Origin of the sequence: Pollutibacter soli (assembly GCA_029269725.1) — a bacterium.
Classification (GTDB): domain Bacteria; phylum Bacteroidota; class Bacteroidia; order Chitinophagales; family Chitinophagaceae; genus Pollutibacter; species Pollutibacter soli.
On sequence record JARJHS010000003.1, the window covers coordinates 436,688 to 457,994 of the forward strand.

Below are 21,307 nucleotides of genomic sequence, written 5' to 3' on the forward strand. Positions count from 1 at the left end.
CCAGCTAAAACTTGAGGTATTTGAACATCATCATTGATAACATATGAAAACTCAATTGCCCGAGGCTGAAACAGGGGCACAGAAGATTATAATTCAAATGGGCTTCAGCCCTTGATTCAGTTAGACGAAAAAAATTGCAAACTGAAAAATAGCTCAATGTGATTTCTCTCAGAATGTCAGAAGCATTTAGCTTTTGCAAAAAACCAACTGTCAACTAAAACCTTTCCACTACTTACTACTCACTGCGCTCACCTCTTACCTCTCCCCTGTCTTAAAAAGAAAAGTCCCCCTGTAGAAACAAGAGGACTTTCGCACCGGGTGGTGCACATGAGAAAACTATCTTGTTAATGTTTTTTGTACATATTTTGAATTTCCTGAAACATCTGGCAACGCATCAATCCCATTACTTTTACTATGTGAAAATAGTATAGTAAACGAACCTTTAATAATTCTATTACTTCAAATACAGTTTTTTTATCCTGAATCAGTGAAAAATACCCTGTTGAGTCAATAGTATTTTTTACAATGGCTTTTCGGTTATTCCAGCTCGTTAAATGAAAAAAGGCCGTCAGTTACAGACGGCCTTTTAAAAGGTTCAGCGGTATAAGGTTTAGAAAATTAGCGACTCATCTCTTTCGTCAACTTTGATGTCGCGGATAAATTCATCATATCCGTCATCGTCGTGATTACTGTATGCACCGTAAGCATCGATGCTGTATCCCACCAATCCGTCATTTGCCTCTATCAGGTACAATATCGTTGAATCGGAAGGGTCGGATTCGCCTTCAAAGCGATATGTCCTGATGATCTTCAGGTCATCAGCGAGGTAAGTTTTTCCGTTGGGAGCCTGAAATCCACCTAAGGTTTTCTTGAACTCGTTGTCCTGACGTTTTATTCTAAGCTTCTCAAGAACCCCACTCAATGTTGTCATATTTGTTACCCTCTCCATAGTATTAGTTTTAGATTAGATTTTTAAATGCTTACCATTCTATTTCCAATTTGTATGCCGTCCTTTCCATCTGTTTATGGCATAGATTTTCTACACATTATATAAACCATTGCTCATTAAAACATTCAGATATGAATTTACCAGACACATTACAGGAACACTTTAGATTTGCGCCTTTGAAGAAAATAGACCCTAATACTCAGGAAGTTATAAAGGATTCAAAACATCCTGATCACGACAGACTCGGGCAGGCTGCAATACCGGCTGTATTGACGGGATTATATAAATACAGCGAAACAGATGATGGTGCTTCCGAAATTCTACGTGGAAGTTACTCCACAAACTGGGTAGAAAAATTGTTCGGCGATCAGTACAATGCTGTTGTAGATCGTGTATCCGCCTATTCCTTCACGCCTGCTGCAGAAGCTGAGAGTGCAATGAACAATATTGCCGTGAAAGCAGCTGAGCTGTCCAGGGAGCAGGTCGCATCTAAAAGTGATCCTGTACTGGCCATAAAAGAATTTCTTGTTTCTCAGCGTAAAACCATCTTACATTATTTGCCTGCAGCAATGCAGTTAGGACAACTTATCGACGATGATACTGTTGATGATCGTACTAATAAAATGGAAGGGCCTATTTCCAGCCTGATGCAAAATATTGGTAGTGGATTTTCAAAAACAGATCACGACGAAAAACTCAGTCACCAAAAATAGGGTGGGTTTTGGAATAGCAGGTGCTTCCCTTCGGGTAAGCGCCTGCTTTTTTATTTGGAAGCTTCGAAGTTCCTGATCTTGTTATAAAGCGTTTTACGATCGATTTTAAGTATCGCTGCCGCCTTCGTTTTATTAAAATTCACCTCACGTAATACCTGCATGATCATATCATATTCTGCCCGTGTTGCTGTATTCTTCAGATCGGGATTTTTCTCCTCGGTAACAGGTAACACAATAGATTCAATTACGGGTTGTGGGGCCGGCGTTTCGTTCGGATGATTGATTTCCCAGGGCAATACATCCTTTTTTATCAGTCCGCTCCTGGTGAGCAGTACAGCCCTCCTGATTACATTCCTGAACTCACGGAGGTTACCAGGCCAGTTGTAATGGAGAAATTTTTCCATTACGTCAGGTTCAAATCCGGCAATGTCCCTTTGCAGTTCCTGGTTTGTTTTATCCAGAAAAAACTGCGCAAAAAGTGGTATATCTCCTTTCCTGTCCCTCAAAGGGGGCAGATGAATACTGAACTCATTAAAACGGTGATAAAGATCCTCACGGAACTTTCCTTTCCTGCAGGCAGTCTGAAGATTTTCATTGGAGGCAACGATAATCCTGATATCCACCGGGATAGCGGTATTGCCCCCTACCCTTTTTACAAAACGTTCCTGGATAACGCGTAAAAGACTGGCCTGTACTTCGGGTGAAAGATTGGCCACCTCATCAAGGAATAAAGTTCCTCCACTGGCAAGCTCAAAAAGCCCCTCCTTATCTGTTACGGCGCCGGTGAAAGATCCTTTTATATGACCAAACAGCTCACTACCCGCCAGTTCCCGGGAAATGGTTCCGCAATCCAGAGCCACAAAAGGTTTTTTACTTCTCGAGCTCTGGTTATGTATAGTTCGGGCTATGACCTCCTTACCGGTACCACTTTCTCCATATAAAATGATGCTGTACTGCGTTGGTGCAACCAGCTTGATCTGGTCATAAAGCTGTTGGGTAACTGCATCTTTACCTTCCAGGAATTCACTGCCAGGTCCGGCGCTTATGGCCTTACTGGATTTTTCAGTTTGTGCTGGTATTACTGTGGCCGGAGTATCGACCGGCCCGGAAAGTGATTTAGTGAGTACATTGATAACCTCATCGGGAATCAGTGGTTTTACGATATAATCGAAGGCACCAGCCTTGATAACATCTACTGCTGTTTTTATATCAGAATAACCCGTAATGATTAGTACGATGGCGTTGGGATTTTCGGCCTTTATCCCTTTGAGTACATCCTTACCATCCATATCCCCGAGCCGGTAGTCACAGATCACGGCATCAATCCCACCTTCCCGGAACCGGGCTATCCCCTTTTTTCCGGTGTGTACGGACTCCGTTTGGTAACCCTTGGAGCTCAGGAAACGGTCCAGTAACAGGCATAAGTCTACATCATCATCGATGACCAGAATTTTTCTCTTCATAAGTCGAGGGTCTGACAGCTAAATTAACCATTTCCCTACGTTCCGAAAATTTTCCTGTAGCCTGCCTTCCACATCAAGGGGATGTGAATCCACACCATAAAAATTGCGTTACAGATAGTAGGGCAACCCTTTTTCGAAACTCAGGCGGAACCTGTAACTGGCGCTGTATTTGATAAAAAAAGTCTGAACCCATTATTAATTTAAATGATTGGAATGTGAAGGCGCTAATAATTGACGATGAAAAGGACATATGCTTCCTTCTCCAAATCATACTTCAGCAGAAAAATATTCCTACGGATTGTGTCTATCGCCTTGCCGATGCCGCAGAGGCACTCAAATCCGACAGGCCTTCTATCATATTTCTTGACAATCACCTTCCTGATGGTTATGGAGTAGATTTTGTTGACAGAATTAAAGTAATCTCTCCTGATTCTAAAATTGTTATGATTACTGCTCACGACAGCCCCGACGACAAAAACAAAGCATTAAAAAAAGGGGTTGATGTTTTCCTGGGCAAGCCATTTACGCTTGATTCCATCGGACGCGCTGTAGACAAATTAGCCAGTTGACTATTCGATTCCACTTGCGGGTATATTTCTCCACGAATCTTTCATCAATTCAGTTTGATTTCATCCCTTTTTGTCTTATAAAGTGATGTTTTGCCACTTCATCTGCATGGCAGTATTTTTTTAATAACAAATGCAAATTCATCACTAAACTAAAATAAAAGTTATGGGCAACTTACTGTACGTCATTGCCGTGATTCTCGTAATCGGATGGGCAATTGGATTTTTCGCTTATGGTGCCAGTGGTCTGATTCATATTCTACTGGTGATCGCTATAATAGCCGTTCTTCTGAGGCTCATCCGGAGAACAGCCTGATAACAGCGAGGGTACCTTTTTGAATAACTTTAAAATCAAATCAAATGGAAAGCTGGAAATTAAAATTGAAAGGAAACTGGAACGAAATAAAAGGAAAGGCAAAAAAAGCATACGCTGATCTGACTGATGATGACCTGGTGTATGAAGAAGGTAAAGAAGATGAACTGTTGGGAAAATTCCAACAGAAAACAGGTCAGACTAAAGAGGCTCTGAAAGACTGGATAGATAAATTATAGTTTCTCCGGTTTTATCAATCACAATTTGCAGCTGTGCTGAACGGTAAATTTCACTTTTGAAATCATCGGCACAGCTGTATTTTTTTAAATTATTCTAACTTCTCCCCGAAATCATCACTGACATGCCATCGACAACTCCCGGCCCATTGCCGTTCCTGAGTAAAATGACTTTATCTATACTGCTCCTCGTTCTTATCGGAGGCATTATCTGGGTAGGGCAGGAAATAATCGTTCCGTTTGCATTTGCCATTTTATTAAGTGTATTACTCCTACCCTTCAATAACTGGATGGAGAAAAAACGAATTCCCAGAGTAGCAGCCATCTTGATATCCTTAATCATATCCCTGGTGTTTATCGCAGGAGTCATTTATTTCCTGGCTACACAGATTTCCAACTTTGTAGACGATCTGCCTAAGATAAAACAGCAACTGGAATTGCATTTCAGGACACTCCAGAAATGGGTGTCCCAGCAGTTCAACCTTTCGCGTAAAGAACAGACGGAAATGATTGAAAATGCCACGGAAAAAATGAAAGGTTCAGGCACAGGTGTTATCGGCCAGACCTTTACTTCAATTACTCATATGCTGGCTGTCGTGGTATTGCTGCCCGTTTATAGTTTTCTGATGCTATATTATCGTGATATGATCCGGAAATTTTTAATCGAGGTTTTTGAAGACAAGCACGAGCCCAGGGTTCGCGAAGTACTGGCAGAATCGCGAACCATCGTACAGAGTTATATGGTAGGATTGCTGATTGAGCTGGCAATAGTGGCAGCGATCAACTCAGCAGGGTTTCTCATCATCGGTATAAAATATGCGATTTTCCTTGGAATTCTTGCGGCCATTTTAAATCTCATACCGTATATCGGTATGCTGATCGCATCGATTTTATGTATGCTTATAACGTTAACAACAACAAATGATATCAGCGATGTTATCTGGACGGGCGTCGTGTTGGTACTGGTCCAGTTCGTCGACAACAATATACTGATGCCTCGTATCGTAAGTTCCAAAGTAAAGATCAATGCACTCATCTCCATCCTGGGTGTTCTGATCGGCGGAGGTCTCGCCGGCGTCTCAGGAATGTTTCTGTCAATACCAGCGATCGCGATACTGAAAGTAATTTTCGATCGTGTCGACCATCTGAAACCATGGGGATTAATTTTGGGTGATGATATCACCAAACCGCAGGAAGGGAAGATTTATAAACGCATAAGGAGTATGAGTTCAAAACAAGCTCCCAAAAAAACGTCCGTTTCGGCAAACTAGTTTTTAAAAGTTCCGCTTACATCCGGCTTCGCTTCCTGAACTGGTTGCAGTTGATTACTCCGTTACGCTTTTATATGGTGGGCCGTATCGTTAATTCCAACCATTTGCAAGTGCTTTAGGATTGAGAAAAGATGTAGACTTGTCTGATATACCTCTTCAGGTTTACAGCCCCTGTTTGTAGCGATTTTTGAAAGTAAACACGAAAATTTTACTAACTCACGTTAACGAACATGCGCTTTTAAATTTTAAAATCAGGTTTCAGTCATTATTACACTTCCAGTGCTGGTGATGACATACTCCACGAGGCAGTAAAAGTCAGTTTTAAGAATGGCTGGAAACTCAGAAAAATGAACGCGCTTTCCTGTCGGAAATACCAACCGGTACCAAGCTTTCAACGATTGAGGATTGTCCTGTTCAACCAAAATCTACCCTGAATGGGGTATTTCATCCGCAACCTGATTTTAATCATGGCCATATTGCCGATAAATCTGATGGCATTGTTTTATCTTTAATAAGTGCAATTCACAACTAAAATGTATAATTATGAGTAACGGAAAACTTTTATCCGGCTTGCTAATCGGCGCAGCTATCGGTACAGCTCTTGGAATCCTGTTTGCTCCTGAAAAAGGTTCGGAAACAAGAAAAAAAATTTCCAAAAAAAGTGGTGACCTGGCAGATTCACTGAAGAAAAAATTCAATGATCTGGTTGATGGCATTGCAGAAAAAATAGATGAAGTTAAAGACGAAGCTGATGAGCTGGTTGAACGTGGAAAAGAAAAAGCTTACAATGTCAAGTCTGAACTGAAAGGCAATCTTTCCTGATAACGAATGCTCTTTTTATTGGTCGACCTGGTTTACATTTTTACAGAGCCCCCGGCGTCTGCAGGGGGACTCTGTACCTTAGGGTGGATACCGGATACAGAAGCGCGATTACAGGATGCAAACATGCTGAAAAGGGAAACCGGGACTGTGTGTTGGGGATGCGGGTAGATAAACCAAATAGATGAGTTAGTGATAAGCAGATTTTTTTACCAGATTAATCAATCATATGGAAAGTTCAATCAACATTGACGGTTTGTTTGAAAAGACAAGTGACTATCTCGAGAACCGAGTTGAATTATTAAAATTACAGGCAGTCGATAGTTCGTCAGAACTTGTTTCTTCGATTTCATCAAAATTGATCCTCGCTGTCATCGTTATCTTTTTCCTTGTTTTATTGAATATCGGACTGGCGATCTGGATTGGCGATACACTAGGTAAAATGTTTTACGGATTCTTTATCATGGCAGCTTTTTATCTCCTCATCGGATTGATATTTTACGCATTTCGTGATAAGTGGCTGAAAGAACCCATCGGTAACTATATAGTCAGGCATCTTTTAAAATAATCAGGCATGTCTATCAAAACAAAAACCGAATTAAAACAGGCACTCGAGGATCAGCATAGAAAAGTTGCAGCATCTCAGCAGGCGCTGATCACTACTTTCCAGGAAACAAAAGAGAATCTCAGACCGGCGAACCTGCTGAAAAATACTGTAAAAAGTGTTACAGGAAATTCCGGCACAGCCGGTACGCTGCTGAAAGCTGGTCTTGGCATTGGAGCCGCACTGCTTACCAAAAGGTTTGTGACCAGAGGTGCAGGCACAATTGCAGGCAGGGCATTAGGTATAGCTATGAACCTGGGGTTGGTAAATGCTGTTGCCACTCCGCTGAAAAATAAGGGACTCAGCATACTTAAAAAACTCCTTCACCGGGGTAATGGCATAGCAAAGAAAGCGAAAGCATAGTCACAACGCCCCCCTCTGATAACTTCATTGATTTATTAGCGCTGAAAAACTGATCCAGTAAATATCATCAGATCCATTCCCGTTTTTACTCAATTGATGGTGAATCTGATCAAGCGAACGCCGGTCACTGAACGGTTGTTTAAGTGTTGACCTGTTACTGGTAAAGAAAAAATATTTTTTATCGGGACTAACAAATGGACAGTAATCGATACCTGCAGAATTTATTTTCGGACCAAGATGAAACGCCTGCATCCAATTTCCGGATGCATTTTTTTCTGAAAAATAGAGATCACCACCGCCTATATCATCCTTCCTTCCGTAGGCTGTAAACAAAATATATTTTTCGTCGGGATCAACAAACGCATTAAACTCATATCCGTTGGAGTTGATCTCTTCAGGCAAACTTACTGCTGCAGAATACCCATTTCCCGACTTTCTGCAAACAACGATATCCTCTTTTGCAGCGCCAATATCCCTCGTAAAAAATATATCACCCGCGCGGTTAACCGAAGCGTAATATTCATTCTCTTCAGTGTTCACAGGCGCAGGAAGATGTTCAGGTTTTGACCAAACTCCATTTTCTTTTTTCATTACCCACAGATCCACATCTTTTTTCGTATCACTCTCATTTACAGGACGCTTCGATGCAAAATACAGTTCCTTACCATCGGGTGAGAAAGCTGGTTCAAGATCCATCCATCTGCCGGAAAACCACGCTGTAACCGGGTCAGACCATTTTCCTTTTTCCTTTTTTGAATAAAGAATAACCGAGATCTGAGCCCCCTGCTGAAGAGTCCAGAACATTTCATCGCCCATTGGCGAGATAGCCATATCACGATTTCCGAACTGGTCGGACACGCTCTCTGGTGAAAACATTTTTACATCGCTACCTGTCGGTGGATTGCTGAACGGAGTAAAATCCGGCGCAGGGAAAAATATCAGCGGTAACAACAACGATACTTTAAGAAAACCAGGCAGCTGAAGCATGGGCTAATATAAGAATAAAAAAAGCCGGTAGTGGAAACTACCCGCTTTTATGTACTAAAATCCAAGTACATGAGAAAACTTGATGCAATGTAATTACAACTTGTCCAAAGACCGTAATACATTTATGTTAAGTCAGCAATTAATCTCATAACAGGATGATTATGCGGATAAAAGGTAAACCACGAATCAGGTTGTTTACATCCCCTTAACAGAAGCGATTTCCATGGCATATCATTTGAAACTACCAACTCGCATTTATTACTTTACCATCGGAGAAATCACTTTATGATCGGTGCAAAAAAAAACAGACGAATCTGGCCAATAGTATTAATCGTTTTTATTATCCTGGCTGTATTGGGTTATTTATATTGGAACTCTATCAAGTACAGATTGATCAGGACAGAAGCCACCGACCAGGTGTTTGAAAAAAGCAAGGGCCTGTACCGTATGCATTACGATAACCTGAATCTGGATGAAGTATCAGGATTTTTGCAGGTCACTAACCTTCGACTGACGCCGGACACGTCCATGTTCTCGAAATCGATCGCAGACAAAACAAATCAACCGTTCATCTTCGAAATAATAATTCCTGAACTAACGGTACGCGGTGTAAAAACACCGGAAGCCATGCTCAACAAAAACATAGAAGGGCGAAGACTTGAAATAAAAAATCCGCAGATAACAGCATATTACAGCAGCGCTGAAAAAGACTCAACACAGTATGGGAGACAAAGAGAAATCTATGAGCAGTTGTTGGGCAATTTAAATCTGATACGTGTCGATTCTATTGACATCAGTAACGCTAATATCCGGATGCTGGATTTTAACCAGGGCCGGGAAATGGTAAAGGCCGATAGTATTTCGATTCACCTGCTGGACGTTTTTATCGACAGTACACATCAGTCGGACAGTTCAAGGTTTTATTTTGCAAGAAAAACCGCAGTCCAGATCAAAAAAATAAGCTGGCAGGCAAAAAATAAAACCTATGATTTTGCAATCAACAACCTTGATTTCAATACCGACGCAAAAACTTTTTCCATAAAGTCTTTCATTCTTGATCCGCTGTTAAGTGAAAAAGATTATGCAAAGCTTGCAAAAGTGCAAAAGGACAGGTTGAACATTCGTTGTGGAAATATTGATGTGGAAGGCATTGACATTGCAGCGCTGCAACGTGGAGAATTTACGGCCAATCAAATGAAATTAGGTTCGATCATGCTGCATCTTTCTAAAGATCTCTCCTATCCGCACGATGGGAAAAACCGGGTGGGCACATACCCGCAGCAAGCGCTCATGAAAGTTCCGTTTCCCCTGTATATAAAAAGATTGATTGCAGGCCCGGCAGATATTGAGGTGAAACAAAAAAATCCAAAATCAGACGAGTCAGGAAAACTACAGTTCAGGGAAAGCAGTATAGATGCAGTTAACGTTACCAATATGCCCGAACTGATAAAAAACAATAATCATCTCAAGGTGTCGGCCCGCACAAAATTCATGGGACTTTCCCAGGTAAATGCTGAGTTTGATTTGCTGCTGAAAGATAAAGCTGGGAGGTTTGGTTTGAAAGGCACCGCGAGCGGATTTGATGCCCGGGGATTAAATGTCGTTCTTGAACCGCTCGGCCTGGCAAAAATAGAAGAAGCAAAAGTCAACCAGCTTCGATTTAACCTTAAGTGTTCCGATTACAGTGGCACCGGGACGGTAGTATTGCTGTATGAAAATCTAAAGATTGCTGCGTTAAAAAAAGATTCCGTGGAACAGAAGCTGGAGAAAAAGAAACTCGCCTCATTTATTTCCAATATAATTTTAAAAGATGCGAACCCAGCTAAGGGTAAAGATGTGCGTATGGCACATCCTGTTTTCGAACGTGATCCTGTCAAATCATTTTGGAACCTGATCTGGTTTACATTATTTACAGGTGTCAAAGAGACCGTTGGCATGGAAAAAAATGTGAAAGACGCACCAAAGACAGAAAGCAAACGCAAGAAATAATAGTTGCAGCTACTAACCGATATATCCGTTTAAAATTTTGTGGCTGATCTTTCTGCGTATATCTTCCGTTGTGAACGCGTGACGCATCGCTTCCAGGTTACATCTAAGGAAATGCGACTGCTTCCAGTTGAAAATAGTTTTCATCACTTCATACTCTGATCCGAGGGTAACATCTGAAATCGTCCGCGCATCTGTGTTAATACTCATCGAAATACCCTGGTCAAATATTTTCGCTGCAGGATGATCATCCATCCTGTCAACGACATTCGTTTGCACGTTACTGGTAGGGCATACTTCAAGATGAATATCATTTTCCCTGAGAAAATTGATGAGACCTCCATCTTCTATACTCCTTATGCCGTGACCGATGCGGGTTGGCCTGAAATTTTCCATCGTCTCCCAAACACTTTGCGGCCCCCGCGCTTCCCCTGCATGAGCAGTACAAAATATCTTATTCTCCCGCACAAATTGAAACGCAGCGATATGACTATCTATGGGAAATCCAGCTTCATCCGCAGCAATATCAAAAGCGGTTACTTTACTACCTTCAAAATCTTTTACAAGGTACGCTGTTTGCATACTTTGTGACTCCGCATAGTGTCTCAGCGTACATAGAATGATTGAAGCTTCTATCCCCGTCTCTTCTATACACTTCACCACGGTATCATTGACTGTTGATACTACTTCATGTGCAGTCAACCCCTGCATTATGTGTTGTAATGGAGCAAAACGCAATTCTGCATAAACAACATTGTCTGCCTTCAATTGACGGAAAAGATCCATAGTCACCAATTGCAATTGCTCCCTGGATTGCATCAACTCAAACCCGTTGATTGCTCTTTTTATGTAGTCCGCAAGATCGATGCATTTGGGCGGTGCTATAAAGGACTGCCTGAACGCTTCGTAAGTAGTCCCAGGTTTCAGTTCCTTTACTATATCGTAACTAAGTGAACAGTCCAGGTGAAGATGCAGCTCTACTTTAGGAAGATGAGAAAAGTTCATGTGAAAAATGGTAATGAAAAAATTCGGGCATTGAATTTAAACAGACATTTTGAAACTTTCCACAATTAAATCAGAAAGGATATCCGATGGCCAAATTATATACAAGGTTTTCGCTCCTCCACTTCGGATCGCCGAACCTGATCTGGTCAAAAACCCAACGATCGCCGGCAGCAAGATAAGGTTTACGAAGCGGGAAGGCAACATCGATCCTGAGTACAAAAAAAGAAACATCAAAACGCAAACCCACACCGGTTCCTACAGCGAGCTCGCTCATGAAATTTTTTGTGAATTTGCCCCCAGGCTTTAATGGATCCTCATTATATAGCCAGATATTTCCCGCATCTACGAATACAGCTCCGTGCACGATGGAAAATAATTTCGCACGTAATTCTGAATTGAATTCCAAACGCATATCACCTGACTGCTCTGCATAAAAATTATTCTCGCCATAATTTGGAGGAAGATAAGTACCAGGGCCCACTGATCTGCTACGGAATGCACGTATACTATTATTACCTCCGGCAAAAAATTGTTTGATAAATGGAAGCGCAAGTGAATTTCCGTAAGGAACACCGAAACCCGCAAACACTCTGTTTGCCCATAACCCGTTTCCACCTGCTTTAAGATAATACCGAAGGTCACCCTGCAAACGGAAATACTGCGAGAATGCTGCATTAAAAATCTTTGCTTCCTTTCCTGCTTTTACATTCGCACCGGAGACAAGTCCCGCAATATTTCCCGAGAGATCAATATTTCCATTGAAATAAAAACCATTCATCTGACGTGTGCCAATAAACGGATCGTATGTGTAGGTATAATTTGCTCCGAGGATAAATTGTTTTTCCACTGCTTTTTCCAGGGTCGGATTTTTTGCAGCACTATCCAGGAATTCCTGGGTAATCGCAATCGGCTGCACATAGTTTATGCTGATTGGATTCAACTGATGTTCTTTGGCTAACGATTCTTTCCATACATACCCGTACTGCGCCCGGAAAGAATTCATCGTATATAACCGTTGCTTATTCAGAATATCATATGCGAGCTGAATATTTGTTTTTGGAACAAATCCGCTGTTTGTATTAAAATTAAAAAACGGTACAACAAATTTAGGCAGACTCAGTGTAGTCTCCAGTCCGCCACGTAACGTGTTATACCCTTTAAATTGCCCGCTTACCTGTATTTCCATACCTCCGTATGCCTTCACAGTTAACAACTCACCCGCGCGGAAAGTATTTCTATTTCGCCAGCTGATACTCAATTGCGAGCCCAGGAGATTATTTGACTTCGTATTTCCATTCAGTTCTACCCGCAGGGATTTTTTTGGCAGCGGAGTTAAATAATACCAGGTGTTCAGCATTGCAGAATCGGCATCATTCGCATCTTCAAAACGGTTTTTGACAAACTTGAAAAGTCCCATAGTGATCAGGCGATTGATCGTCATGTTGTGTTTTTCGCGATCATATATATCACCTGGTTTAAACAGGATCAGCTTGTCAAACATCTTTGGTTTGTATAGATTTCGCCGGTCCACGATATGCATTCCGTTATATAAGCTTGCATTCGTTGCCACAGAATCCGAAGGTGGATTTCTTAATGAGAAATTGGTGAAGATGTACACTTCGTTAATTTTATAAGCTCTTCTCGCTACCCTTGGAGTTTCATTTTTTACATTGACATACAGATTTACTTTATGATCGCCGATCGTACTGTCAACAGTAACGATAATATAGTCCGGATTGAAAAAATAATAACCCTTCTGTTTCACCATTGCATCAATACGCTCGCGTTCACTTTCGATCACATCGAAATCATAATTCTTACCCACTTTAAGGAGGCTCTTTTTTTCCGTTGCGCGGACTTCCTGGTTGAGCGCTGCCGTTCCACTATCAAAATAAACTGCATTAATGATATATTGATCACCAGTTTCTACCGTGAAAACTGATCTTGCCTTTTTCCCCTTCACAATAGTATCACCCGTAACAACAGAATTGAAAAACCCCTGGTTCTCCAGGTGGGATTTAAGCACATCCCTGTTAAAACCAAGATCAAGCTGACTCAGCAACACAGGTGCTTCACCTGTATTGTATTTTAATTTCCCAAGCAGCGAAGTTTCTTTTTTCGGTTTGCCTACAGCATTATAAATCCAGAGTTTGATCGGCATGCCCAGTACGCGGCGATTGGGCTTCGGGCGAACAAGCGATTCAAGTTCGCTGCGCAAAGCTTTCTTTTTCTTTTTTTTAACGGGACCATCAATTTTCACTTTTGTACCTGTATACAATGCGTCACCGGCTGGAATATTTTTTGTTGAACTGCAGGATACTGCAATGATCATTACAACGGGAACAAACCATATCAAAAATTTTCTGATCATAAGCCTTCAGACAGCTCCTTCTTCTGCTCGCGGGCCTTTCTGCGTTCTGCCCTGCGTTTTTCCTTCGCCTTCTGGCTCATGAATACTTGCCGGAACTTATTATAGTCTACAGTGATGATAAAACCAAGCCCGGTTTCAATGATATACCCCTCGAGAATTCCTTCGTAAACATTTTTCCGGTAACCCCGTATCATATATCTGCCGTCCTGGCTCAATGCGTAATTCAATGAAATGTTTCCCGCTACATTTGTGGAACGCTGATTGCTTCCCTGTACTCCTTCCAATTCAAAATTGCTGCCGACGGTCACAGTAAGGCGATCGTTAAGTAATCGTTTTGATAACTCAACATTTAAATCAGTACGGTTTTGCCGACGGCCAGTGGTATAATCCTCTGTTGATGCAACATCAAAATTCACGTCAACTCCCTGTACCAAACTTGCTGCGAGTTGATTCAGCTGATCAGTAAGTATTTTACTTACACTTGTGCGTGCAAACGATTCAGCAGAACCTGCAGTACTCGCCTGGAAGGGCGTTTCACTTACAAATCTTTTCAGAAGCAATAAAGCAAACACCTGTTTATTCAATTCTGAGGGTTCACGCCTGATCAACTCAAGTTTGTCCTGCACCGTTTGTACAACTTCCTTTCCGACAGTAATGTTGTCGTTTTCAGGAAGCGTAATATCAAATGAAATATCCGGCTTCATCAACTCACCTTTCATAATCAGGCTCACGCGGAAGGGAAGTTTCTGCCGGTAGGTGTTGCGTAAGGTAGCGTCAACACCCTCAAGTTGGTTTTCCACAAGATCTAACGGCGATGAATCAACTTTGTACACGGCCGTTATATCAACATCAGCCTCGGTTGCCTGCCCTTTCCAGATGATTTTACTTCCACTGTTGATATCGAATTTCCTTTTGATAAAATTGAATGTCAGCTCATATGTTCCTTCAGAAATCTCATAGGATCCCGCAAGGGTTAACTCACCACCCGGATCAATCGCACCACTCAGTTGCCCCTCTCCTTTCATTCGCAAATAATCACCATTACCTTCATCCACCACAAGCGTGAGAATCGCCTCTTTATTTATAGAAATATTTACGTTGATATCCATTCCCTGGAGCTCGGTCATAGCCATCGTATCTGCTAATATTTTATAGCTCGAGTCAATCCTCACGGAATCCATATCAAGAAACCGTACCACACCTTCACGTTGCTCGATCCCGGGCTCTGCAGAAGGAAGAACAACAGTAAGACTGGTGTTTTTATTAATCGTGATACTACCATCTACAGCCGGTGCAGTCGCTGTTCCTTTTATGGTAAGCCGCGCATCAAAATTTACCTGGCCATAATACAGCTTGTTGTCTTTTTTCGATGTGTTCATCGCTTTAAAATCATCAGCATTCAGTGCCAGATCAAACCTGTAATTGCGGTAATCATCAGTAAACGCAATTCCATTTAAAATGGCCTTGTTTCCTGTAGAGTCGTTAATAGTGAAATTCTTCAACTCCACTCCACGATCCGTAAAATCGATTCCCTGTTTGTCAAGACTGAAATAACTGTTCAGTAATCCAAGATTGAACCTTGTTTCATTAAACAATAATTTCCCATCGACAGAAGGATCAGAAAGGGTGCCGGCAATTTTCAATTTGCCATTCAGGTATCCTCTTGCATCGCGAATCATTCGCTGCGTCACACCTTCCAGTGTACTCAATTGTATTGCGCGGAAGTCAGCATCGAGATTCAGTTTGCCTTCACCGCCTGGTACAACCTGGTAATCACCAGTCACAGCAACATCATTTCCTTCACCGGATAGAGTGATATCTGCTTTAAAAAGATTTGCCTCTTCATTTCTAACTTTCAGGGCGAGCGTACCCAGCGTGTCTTTGCTGAATGCAAGATTTTCAACTTTCAGATCACTCGTAAACATGGGTTGCCTGAGCAGATTCATCAGCAATGCGCGGCCTGTAATCTGACCATCGATGGTGACGGTGTCCTGCTGAATAATATTCATCAGTGTACTTACTTCAAAACTCTGGAAGCTTACGTCGATCGGAGCGTTGAATGTATCTGAATAGCTGTTGATACTGAGTTCTTCATTGTTTCTTGTCAGTACAAATCTGTCGATATTGATTCCCTTACTTGAATACAGAATATTGTTTCCATCGTTCATGTACCAGGTTTTGTAATTCAACATAATCGGTTCAGGCCTGATCGAAAATGCAAGCAGGCCCTTTTCCGGGGTCGCTATTTTTGTTCCAAACCTGTACCGGTCTTTTCCAGCTTTATCTTTTGTCGCTACTGATGTATTAATAGTATTGCTGTCTATAGCGGACCTGATATCTGTTCTGTACATCTGTATCGTTCCGGCACTCAATCTTTCCATAGAAATATCTACACGTAAGGAATCTTTATCAGCGCCTGCATCCATTCTCAGATCGCTCAACAGTATTGAATCGTACAATAAGCGCGGCATACGCATATGCAATTCCGGCGCAGTTTCCGATTTCAAACGACCGTTAATAGTAATTGAATCTAATCTGTTCAGATCGGGAGTAATTGAATGCAGAATGGGATGATCAATAAGTTTAGCATACAGGGTAAAATCGTACGGCTGGACAATAACGGCAGAATCGCCATCAACCGAAAAATAAGGCTTGATAGTTTGTAATATCACATCGCCCAACTCTGTCAGTTTATATGTTCCTTCAAGACCTGCATGTAACGGAGCACTTGCAAAACGAATAAACTGAGCACTATCAGTGAAACCGGCCGTCAGTTGCATGGTATCCATGAATACCCGAAGTGAATCATTTGCAATGGAAGTATTGACGAGTTCTAAATGCCCGTCAAGACTATCCGGATGGACGTTATTAAAATCTGCACGAAGAGCTCCTTTGTATACCAGTGGCGTCGTACTTAAATTCAGTGCCTTTGCATTCAATGTATCCACGTTCAGATCTGCAATAAAACGCAGGCGCCCTGCAACAGAACCTTCAGCTTTCAGGTCGAAATTCAAGTTCGGATCCTGCATGGTTGCTTCGGCCCGGAACTGCTGATCGGTAATATTTCCATTCAATGCGAGATCGCGATATCGATATTGTTTGAGATCAATGGAATCAATCTTTCCGTTTAATTCAGCATTCATCGTTGCGGGTACATAACCTTTTCCCTTAACCGAAAAATCAGCTGTTACTTCCCCAAACAAAGAATCATTTTGAATCAGTGTTCCCAGCTTGAGTTGACGGGTATACACCGAGAGATCATATACTGCCTTTACAGAATCTCTGATCTGTATAAGGTTTCCTTTTACGCCTGCATCACCGAGATCAGAATCGATGTTCAGATCCACAAAAAGTTTGTTTATTCCACCCCTGAGTTTGCCTGCTATTGAAATTTTTTCCGGTACAGTGATATTCTGAGGAAGCGTACTATCTGGCAGAAATAACTGAAGATCACGTTTACTTGTGCGGACATTTTTAATTGTAAGATCAAGTTGCATTTTCTCCGTTTCCATTACCATCGCAGCTGTTCCGCTCAGGTCCACATAGGTATTGTTCATCCCGCTGAGACGAACTTGTGGAAGATCAAGCCTTCTGAGGCTTCCGGAAATCCTGGAGTCAATGCTCCACGTTGCGTTTCTATCGCGGAACATTTTCTGTTTCGCGAGAGCCGGTACAAAAATCAATAGGTCGCTGTTCTTAACTCTCGTATCATCCAGATCAAGATGAAGATTGAGCAACCCGATATCTTTGCTTAGTGCATCGATCGAAGGCCATCGGGCAGAAATCTCTTTACTGATGTGAGTGCCCGGAGTTTGAATATCCAAATCTTTCAGGTACGCTCCTGTATTCGTATACGCGAAATCTGTATGCAGCTGCTGAATTTTCAGCCCGCTTTTTTCACTCAGTCTGGCAGAGTCCATTTTTCCGGAAATACTGTCTGAACTGAAAATGAAATCTTTCAGTTTCACCGCAAGTTCTTTTACATCCAGATGTGAATAATCGATACCGTTATTCACCGGCTTCACATTATCATCATCATACCGGATATCATTCCTGGTTAGATCAATATCTTTTGCAGTAATTATCCAGGGTGCGGTACTACTGTCTTTGGGCTCTGTCGTATTTGGGTTAACGGCCTTTACAGCCTTCCCCATTTTTACAACGATTGCTGAACTATCCAGCTTAAATTGGTTAAGGGCTATCCGGTTTTGCGAGAGGTCAAGTTTGTCAATATCGAGCACTAGCTGATTGAGATCGATGGTATTGATCATGTGCTGCCCGGCGCTCTGGTACCGCCAGTGTATATCTTTCAAACTTATTTCTCTCAATCCCAGTGTAAGCGGTACGGAACTATCGGCGGCTTCTTCGATATCAGTAACGGTATTGATCAGCGGATCATCCTGGTGCAGTTGCGCAAATAAACCATGGATGCTGATCGATGGCGCTTTATAATTCATCGAATCAGGGTTTATTCCGATTTTCTCTATTTCGGCCTGGTCGAGTCTTGCATTGAAATTATTGCCGGATAAAACATCAGTATATATGAACCTGATGTCAGACAGCTCCAGCTTGCGCAGAAAAAACTCAGGAGATTTTGAAGTCGTAGAAAGAGAAGTATCTTTTGTACCGGACGAGAACGCATCAATAATAAACTGAAAATTAAACTGGGTGTCCGGAAGTGATCTCCTGATTTTTGAGTTCACTGATTGTATACGAATCAGGTCGGCTGAAAAATCACCGTGGATGAAACTCCACATATTGAGATCTGCCCGGATCAGTCGTGCGGAGAGAAGAGTATCTTCTGTCCGATCTTCGATGTAAACATTATTCAATTCTAAAGCGGTGGGAAATTTCACACGAAGATGTCCTATCGCGACTTTTGTTTCCAGTTTTCGCGACAACCAACCAACGGCTTTGTCTTTTGCCCAATTTTGAACACCAGGGGTTTGCAGCAGCAGTAAAACAATCAGTATAAGGAGAATGAGCGACCCGATTATCCACAGCAACACTTTACCTGCACGGCGTAAGACTGTTTTTACACGTATTTTTTTGCTTTCATTGAAAGGCATATCAACTCTGCTGACGACATTTTTTTGGCTGAATCCGACCGGACAATTCTCTTTCAGAACTTACCGGTGTGCAACGATCATGCTCGATCAACAAAAGAGAGAGACAGATGATTGCAGGTTCAGTTACTGCAATAAAAAAAGCCTGCCAGTAACAGCAGACTTTTTACCGAATATTGGAATAAAACGAACCTAGCTTAAAATCAGCTTCCGGGCACACCGGTTCATGGTTTCAGGTTCATTTTTTCTAGCAGCCAGGTGGTAATAATTTCACGTTGTTCAGGGTAGGTCCAGTGACCAGTTTCAGGTGCGAGGTACAGGGATTTTGGTGCGGTGATTACATTATAGGAAGCATACATTGACGTTGGGGGACAAGTTTCGTCATTAAAGCCCCACGAATATATACCAGGAACTTTTAACAATTTTGAGAAGTTAACCACATCATAATAACATACGGTATTGATTTTGTCTTTCTTATCATTGAATGCAAGATTATTGCCAGTAAAAAAATGGGGCCAGCCTCCTGCTCTTCCGTGCAGGTAGCCGGTGACGTCACTTAGCGCCGGATAAAATGCTCCAAGAAATTTCACACGTGGATCGAGTGCAGCAGTGATGATCGATAGTGCCCCACCCTGGCTGCCTCCGGTCACGCCCAGGTTCACACCGTCAAACTGAGGCATGCTGACCAGAAAATCGTTTGCACGAACACATCCGAGATAAACTCTTTTGTAGTAAAAACGGTCCCTGTCATCCAGGTTGTAATTCCAGTACCCAGCGAATGCACCGGCACCAAGATTTGTATAGACAATCGGATCGAGGTTTACAGGTATGCCATGAATACCGATCTCCAGTGTGATTACTCCTTTTTCTGCAACTGCAATATTACCGGCATAGGGTCTAACACCAGCACCAGGCACTGTAAGCAACGCTGGATATTTTCCTGGTTTTTTAGGCACGCAAAGAATTCCATAAACACGGGCAGTAGCAGGAAAATTCTGCAGGTTCAGGTGATAGACATCAACTTTTTCAGTACACCTTTCAGGCATGAGCGTCATGCGCGCATCCATAGGGATGGCAGCCAAAGCTGCCTTTGCAGAATCCCAGAAGGCAACAAAGTCTGATGGATTAGTAACTGTAGGTTGTATTTTCTCGGGGTCGAATCCTGCTGTTCCTGCCCATTTGTAATCTTTTCCATTAACCGTTGCCGTTACAGTACAACGCAGGAAGCCAGGCGTTTTCATGGTGCCTCCCTCAAGCACCGTTTTTCCATCTTTGAGTTTTGTTGAACCAGTCTTTGTTGCAGGCATTTTCTCCGGGCCGATTTCATATCTGATATCTGCATCCGGCACGGGATTCCCATCTTTTAAAACCGAAACTATAAACTTTACCGGCTCTCCTGTCTTGTACAACCAGTTGCTGTGATCGGGTGCAACCACCACCTTGTAGAATTGTTGCTGCGGTTGCGCAGTTAGGCGCACGACTCCACTTAAAAGGAATGCCCCAATTAAAAACAAAGCATGCTTTTTCATAAACAATTTTTACTGTTTAATAGATTGAATTTCCTTCTGAATAAAATTTTATTTCAGAACAGGATATCCGGTTTTGATCTTTGTTGAAAATCAGGTTTGACTTAGGGGTATTTTTTGTAAGGGCCAGGGCTATCAGTAGTCAGGGATGACAAATTAATTGAAAAAAAAATTAGTAACCATCGGAATAAATATTTTTTTCTTTCCACCGAAACTACATGCAGATAAAAGAATGGGCAGGATTCATCCTACAGCACAGGATGGTTTACAGAGGTTAATCGCTAATTTAGATTTTACAAAAGACGATTCAGCCAAGTTATTATGATTGCAGGATTGTTTGTGCCTTGCTATATTGATCAGTTTTATCCTGAAGTTGCCATCAATACATTGCAATTACTGGAAAAATTGGGCTGCCAGGTAAAATTCCCGATGAATCAAACCTGTTGTGGGCAGCCGATGGCCAATTCCGGATTCGCGCATCTGGCTAAGAAATGCGACGATCTGTTTATTGAAAACTTCGCCGGACTGGATTACATCGTTTGCCCTTCGGGAAGCTGCACTCTTCACATAAAAGAGCATCTGCATAGCAAAACCGATGAGGCAACGGCGACAAACCTGCGTAAGGTTGTATATGAGTTAACTGAATTTCTTACAGATGTTTTGAAAATAGGTCATCTTCCTGCTGAGTTTAATCATAAAGTGAGTCTTCATCAAAGTTGTCATGGTCTTCGGGGATTAATGCTGTCACAGATGAGTGAACTGATGGCCTCTCCATTTTCAAAGCCCACACAGCTTCTGAAAATGGTAAAGGGTATTGAGCTTGTTGATCTCGATCGGCCGGATGAATGTTGTGGTTTTGGTGGAACTTTCTGTGTCACTGAAGAAGCAGTCAGTGTGAAGATGGGAAAGGATCGTGTAATGGATCACTTGCATCACCACACAGAAGTGATCACCGGTGTCGATATGAGTTGCCTCATGCATATGGAGGGCATTCTGAAACGAATGAAAAGCCCGGTGAAAGTGAAACATATCGCTGAAATATTAAATCACCAATATTAATTGTTGCAAG

17 protein-coding genes are annotated in these 21,307 nt (G+C 42.0%); 10 read left to right on the forward strand and 7 right to left on the reverse strand.

Features of this window, described 5'->3' with window-relative positions:
• Positions 1-610: 610 nt before the first annotated feature.
• Positions 611-949: a hypothetical protein gene (locus tag P2W82_RS10235; RefSeq protein WP_336515781.1), complete on the reverse strand. Its 339-nt coding sequence runs from the start codon at positions 947-949 to the stop codon at positions 611-613.
• A 131-nt stretch (positions 950-1,080) separates the two neighbouring features.
• Between P2W82_RS10235 and P2W82_RS10240 the strand changes: the two genes are divergently transcribed.
• Complete coding sequence (locus P2W82_RS10240) at positions 1,081-1,662, forward strand: hypothetical protein (protein ID WP_336515782.1); 582 nt, start codon at positions 1,081-1,083, stop codon at positions 1,660-1,662.
• A gap of 50 nt (positions 1,663-1,712) precedes the next feature.
• On the opposite strand, the gene P2W82_RS10245 is transcribed toward P2W82_RS10240, so the two are convergent.
• Positions 1,713-3,125 (reverse strand): sigma-54-dependent transcriptional regulator, encoded by a 1,413-nt coding sequence (locus P2W82_RS10245; protein WP_336515783.1) that lies wholly within the window; start codon positions 3,123-3,125, stop codon positions 1,713-1,715.
• Between the two features lie 215 nt (positions 3,126-3,340).
• Here P2W82_RS10245 and P2W82_RS10250 point away from each other — a divergent pair, with 215 nt between their 5' ends.
• The 7 genes from P2W82_RS10250 to P2W82_RS10280 all read left to right on the forward strand — a co-directional run bounded on the left by P2W82_RS10250 (position 3,341) and on the right by P2W82_RS10280 (position 7,297).
• Complete coding sequence (locus P2W82_RS10250; RefSeq protein ID WP_336515784.1) at positions 3,341-3,694, forward strand: response regulator; 354 nt, start codon at positions 3,341-3,343, stop codon at positions 3,692-3,694.
• A gap of 163 nt (positions 3,695-3,857) precedes the next feature.
• Positions 3,858-4,007, forward strand: a complete 150-nt coding sequence (locus P2W82_RS10255; RefSeq protein WP_336515785.1) for a lmo0937 family membrane protein — start codon at positions 3,858-3,860, stop codon at positions 4,005-4,007.
• 44 nt (positions 4,008-4,051) lie between these two features.
• Complete coding sequence (locus P2W82_RS10260) at positions 4,052-4,243, forward strand: CsbD family protein (protein WP_336515786.1); 192 nt, start codon at positions 4,052-4,054, stop codon at positions 4,241-4,243.
• A gap of 122 nt (positions 4,244-4,365) precedes the next feature.
• The gene (locus P2W82_RS10265) at positions 4,366-5,511 is read left to right on the forward strand and encodes an AI-2E family transporter (protein ID WP_336515787.1); all 1,146 of its coding nucleotides are present in this window, start codon (positions 4,366-4,368) and stop codon (positions 5,509-5,511) included.
• A 543-nt stretch (positions 5,512-6,054) separates the two neighbouring features.
• A complete protein-coding gene (locus P2W82_RS10270; RefSeq protein WP_336515788.1) occupies positions 6,055-6,333 on the forward strand; it encodes a YtxH domain-containing protein in 279 nt (92 codons plus the stop codon).
• Positions 6,334-6,559: 226 nt separating this feature from the next.
• Positions 6,560-6,898 (forward strand): phage holin family protein, encoded by a 339-nt coding sequence (locus tag P2W82_RS10275; RefSeq protein WP_336515789.1) that lies wholly within the window; start codon positions 6,560-6,562, stop codon positions 6,896-6,898.
• A gap of 6 nt (positions 6,899-6,904) precedes the next feature.
• Positions 6,905-7,297, forward strand: a complete 393-nt coding sequence (locus P2W82_RS10280; RefSeq protein WP_336515790.1) for a hypothetical protein — start codon at positions 6,905-6,907, stop codon at positions 7,295-7,297.
• A 24-nt stretch (positions 7,298-7,321) separates the two neighbouring features.
• On the opposite strand, the gene P2W82_RS10285 is transcribed toward P2W82_RS10280, so the two are convergent.
• Positions 7,322-8,284 (reverse strand): hypothetical protein, encoded by a 963-nt coding sequence (locus P2W82_RS10285; protein ID WP_336515791.1) that lies wholly within the window; start codon positions 8,282-8,284, stop codon positions 7,322-7,324.
• A gap of 285 nt (positions 8,285-8,569) precedes the next feature.
• Between P2W82_RS10285 and P2W82_RS10290 the strand changes: the two genes are divergently transcribed.
• Positions 8,570-10,273 (forward strand): hypothetical protein, encoded by a 1,704-nt coding sequence (locus tag P2W82_RS10290; protein WP_336515792.1) that lies wholly within the window; start codon positions 8,570-8,572, stop codon positions 10,271-10,273.
• Positions 10,274-10,285: 12 nt separating this feature from the next.
• On the opposite strand, the gene add is transcribed toward P2W82_RS10290, so the two are convergent.
• The 4 genes from add to P2W82_RS10310 all read right to left on the reverse strand — a co-directional run bounded on the left by add (position 10,286) and on the right by P2W82_RS10310 (position 20,241).
• A complete protein-coding gene (add, locus tag P2W82_RS10295) occupies positions 10,286-11,275 on the reverse strand; it encodes an adenosine deaminase (protein WP_336515793.1) in 990 nt (329 codons plus the stop codon).
• A gap of 70 nt (positions 11,276-11,345) precedes the next feature.
• The gene (tamL, locus tag P2W82_RS10300) at positions 11,346-13,646 is read right to left on the reverse strand and encodes a translocation and assembly module lipoprotein TamL (protein WP_336515794.1); all 2,301 of its coding nucleotides are present in this window, start codon (positions 13,644-13,646) and stop codon (positions 11,346-11,348) included.
• Complete coding sequence (locus P2W82_RS10305) at positions 13,643-18,715, reverse strand: translocation/assembly module TamB domain-containing protein (protein ID WP_336515795.1); 5,073 nt, start codon at positions 18,713-18,715, stop codon at positions 13,643-13,645. The genes tamL and P2W82_RS10305 overlap by 4 nt, the downstream gene beginning before the upstream one ends.
• Before the next feature lie 221 nt (positions 18,716-18,936).
• On the reverse strand, positions 18,937-20,241 hold the full coding sequence (locus P2W82_RS10310; RefSeq protein ID WP_336515796.1) for an acetylxylan esterase: 1,305 nt from the start codon (positions 20,239-20,241) through the stop codon (positions 18,937-18,939).
• Positions 20,242-20,559: 318 nt separating this feature from the next.
• Between P2W82_RS10310 and P2W82_RS10315 the strand changes: the two genes are divergently transcribed.
• A complete protein-coding gene (locus P2W82_RS10315; RefSeq protein WP_336515797.1) occupies positions 20,560-21,297 on the forward strand; it encodes a (Fe-S)-binding protein in 738 nt (245 codons plus the stop codon).
• Positions 21,298-21,307 lie beyond the last annotated feature (10 nt).

Excerpts from the sequence above, each read along its gene's own strand:
- P2W82_RS10235 (WP_336515781.1), bottom strand. The coding sequence starts at position 949 with ATGGAGAGGGTAACAAATATGACAACATTGAGTGGGGTTCTTGAGAAG.
- P2W82_RS10240 (WP_336515782.1), top strand. The coding sequence starts at position 1,081 with ATGAATTTACCAGACACATTACAGGAACACTTTAGATTTGCGCCTTTG.
- P2W82_RS10245 (WP_336515783.1), bottom strand. The coding sequence starts at position 3,125 with ATGAAGAGAAAAATTCTGGTCATCGATGATGATGTAGACTTATGCCTG.
- P2W82_RS10255 (WP_336515785.1), top strand. The coding sequence starts at position 3,858 with ATGGGCAACTTACTGTACGTCATTGCCGTGATTCTCGTAATCGGATGG.
- P2W82_RS10260 (WP_336515786.1), top strand. The coding sequence starts at position 4,052 with ATGGAAAGCTGGAAATTAAAATTGAAAGGAAACTGGAACGAAATAAAA.
- P2W82_RS10265 (WP_336515787.1), top strand. The coding sequence starts at position 4,366 with ATGCCATCGACAACTCCCGGCCCATTGCCGTTCCTGAGTAAAATGACT.
- P2W82_RS10270 (WP_336515788.1), top strand. The coding sequence starts at position 6,055 with ATGAGTAACGGAAAACTTTTATCCGGCTTGCTAATCGGCGCAGCTATC.
- P2W82_RS10275 (WP_336515789.1), top strand. The coding sequence starts at position 6,560 with ATGGAAAGTTCAATCAACATTGACGGTTTGTTTGAAAAGACAAGTGAC.
- P2W82_RS10280 (WP_336515790.1), top strand. The coding sequence starts at position 6,905 with ATGTCTATCAAAACAAAAACCGAATTAAAACAGGCACTCGAGGATCAG.
- P2W82_RS10285 (WP_336515791.1), bottom strand. The coding sequence starts at position 8,284 with ATGCTTCAGCTGCCTGGTTTTCTTAAAGTATCGTTGTTGTTACCGCTG.
- P2W82_RS10290 (WP_336515792.1), top strand. The coding sequence starts at position 8,570 with ATGATCGGTGCAAAAAAAAACAGACGAATCTGGCCAATAGTATTAATC.
- add (WP_336515793.1), bottom strand. The coding sequence starts at position 11,275 with ATGAACTTTTCTCATCTTCCTAAAGTAGAGCTGCATCTTCACCTGGAC.
- tamL (WP_336515794.1), bottom strand. The coding sequence starts at position 13,646 with ATGATCAGAAAATTTTTGATATGGTTTGTTCCCGTTGTAATGATCATT.
- P2W82_RS10305 (WP_336515795.1), bottom strand. The coding sequence starts at position 18,715 with ATGCCTTTCAATGAAAGCAAAAAAATACGTGTAAAAACAGTCTTACGC.
- P2W82_RS10310 (WP_336515796.1), bottom strand. The coding sequence starts at position 20,241 with ATGAAAAAGCATGCTTTGTTTTTAATTGGGGCATTCCTTTTAAGTGGA.
- P2W82_RS10315 (WP_336515797.1), top strand. The coding sequence starts at position 20,560 with ATGATTGCAGGATTGTTTGTGCCTTGCTATATTGATCAGTTTTATCCT.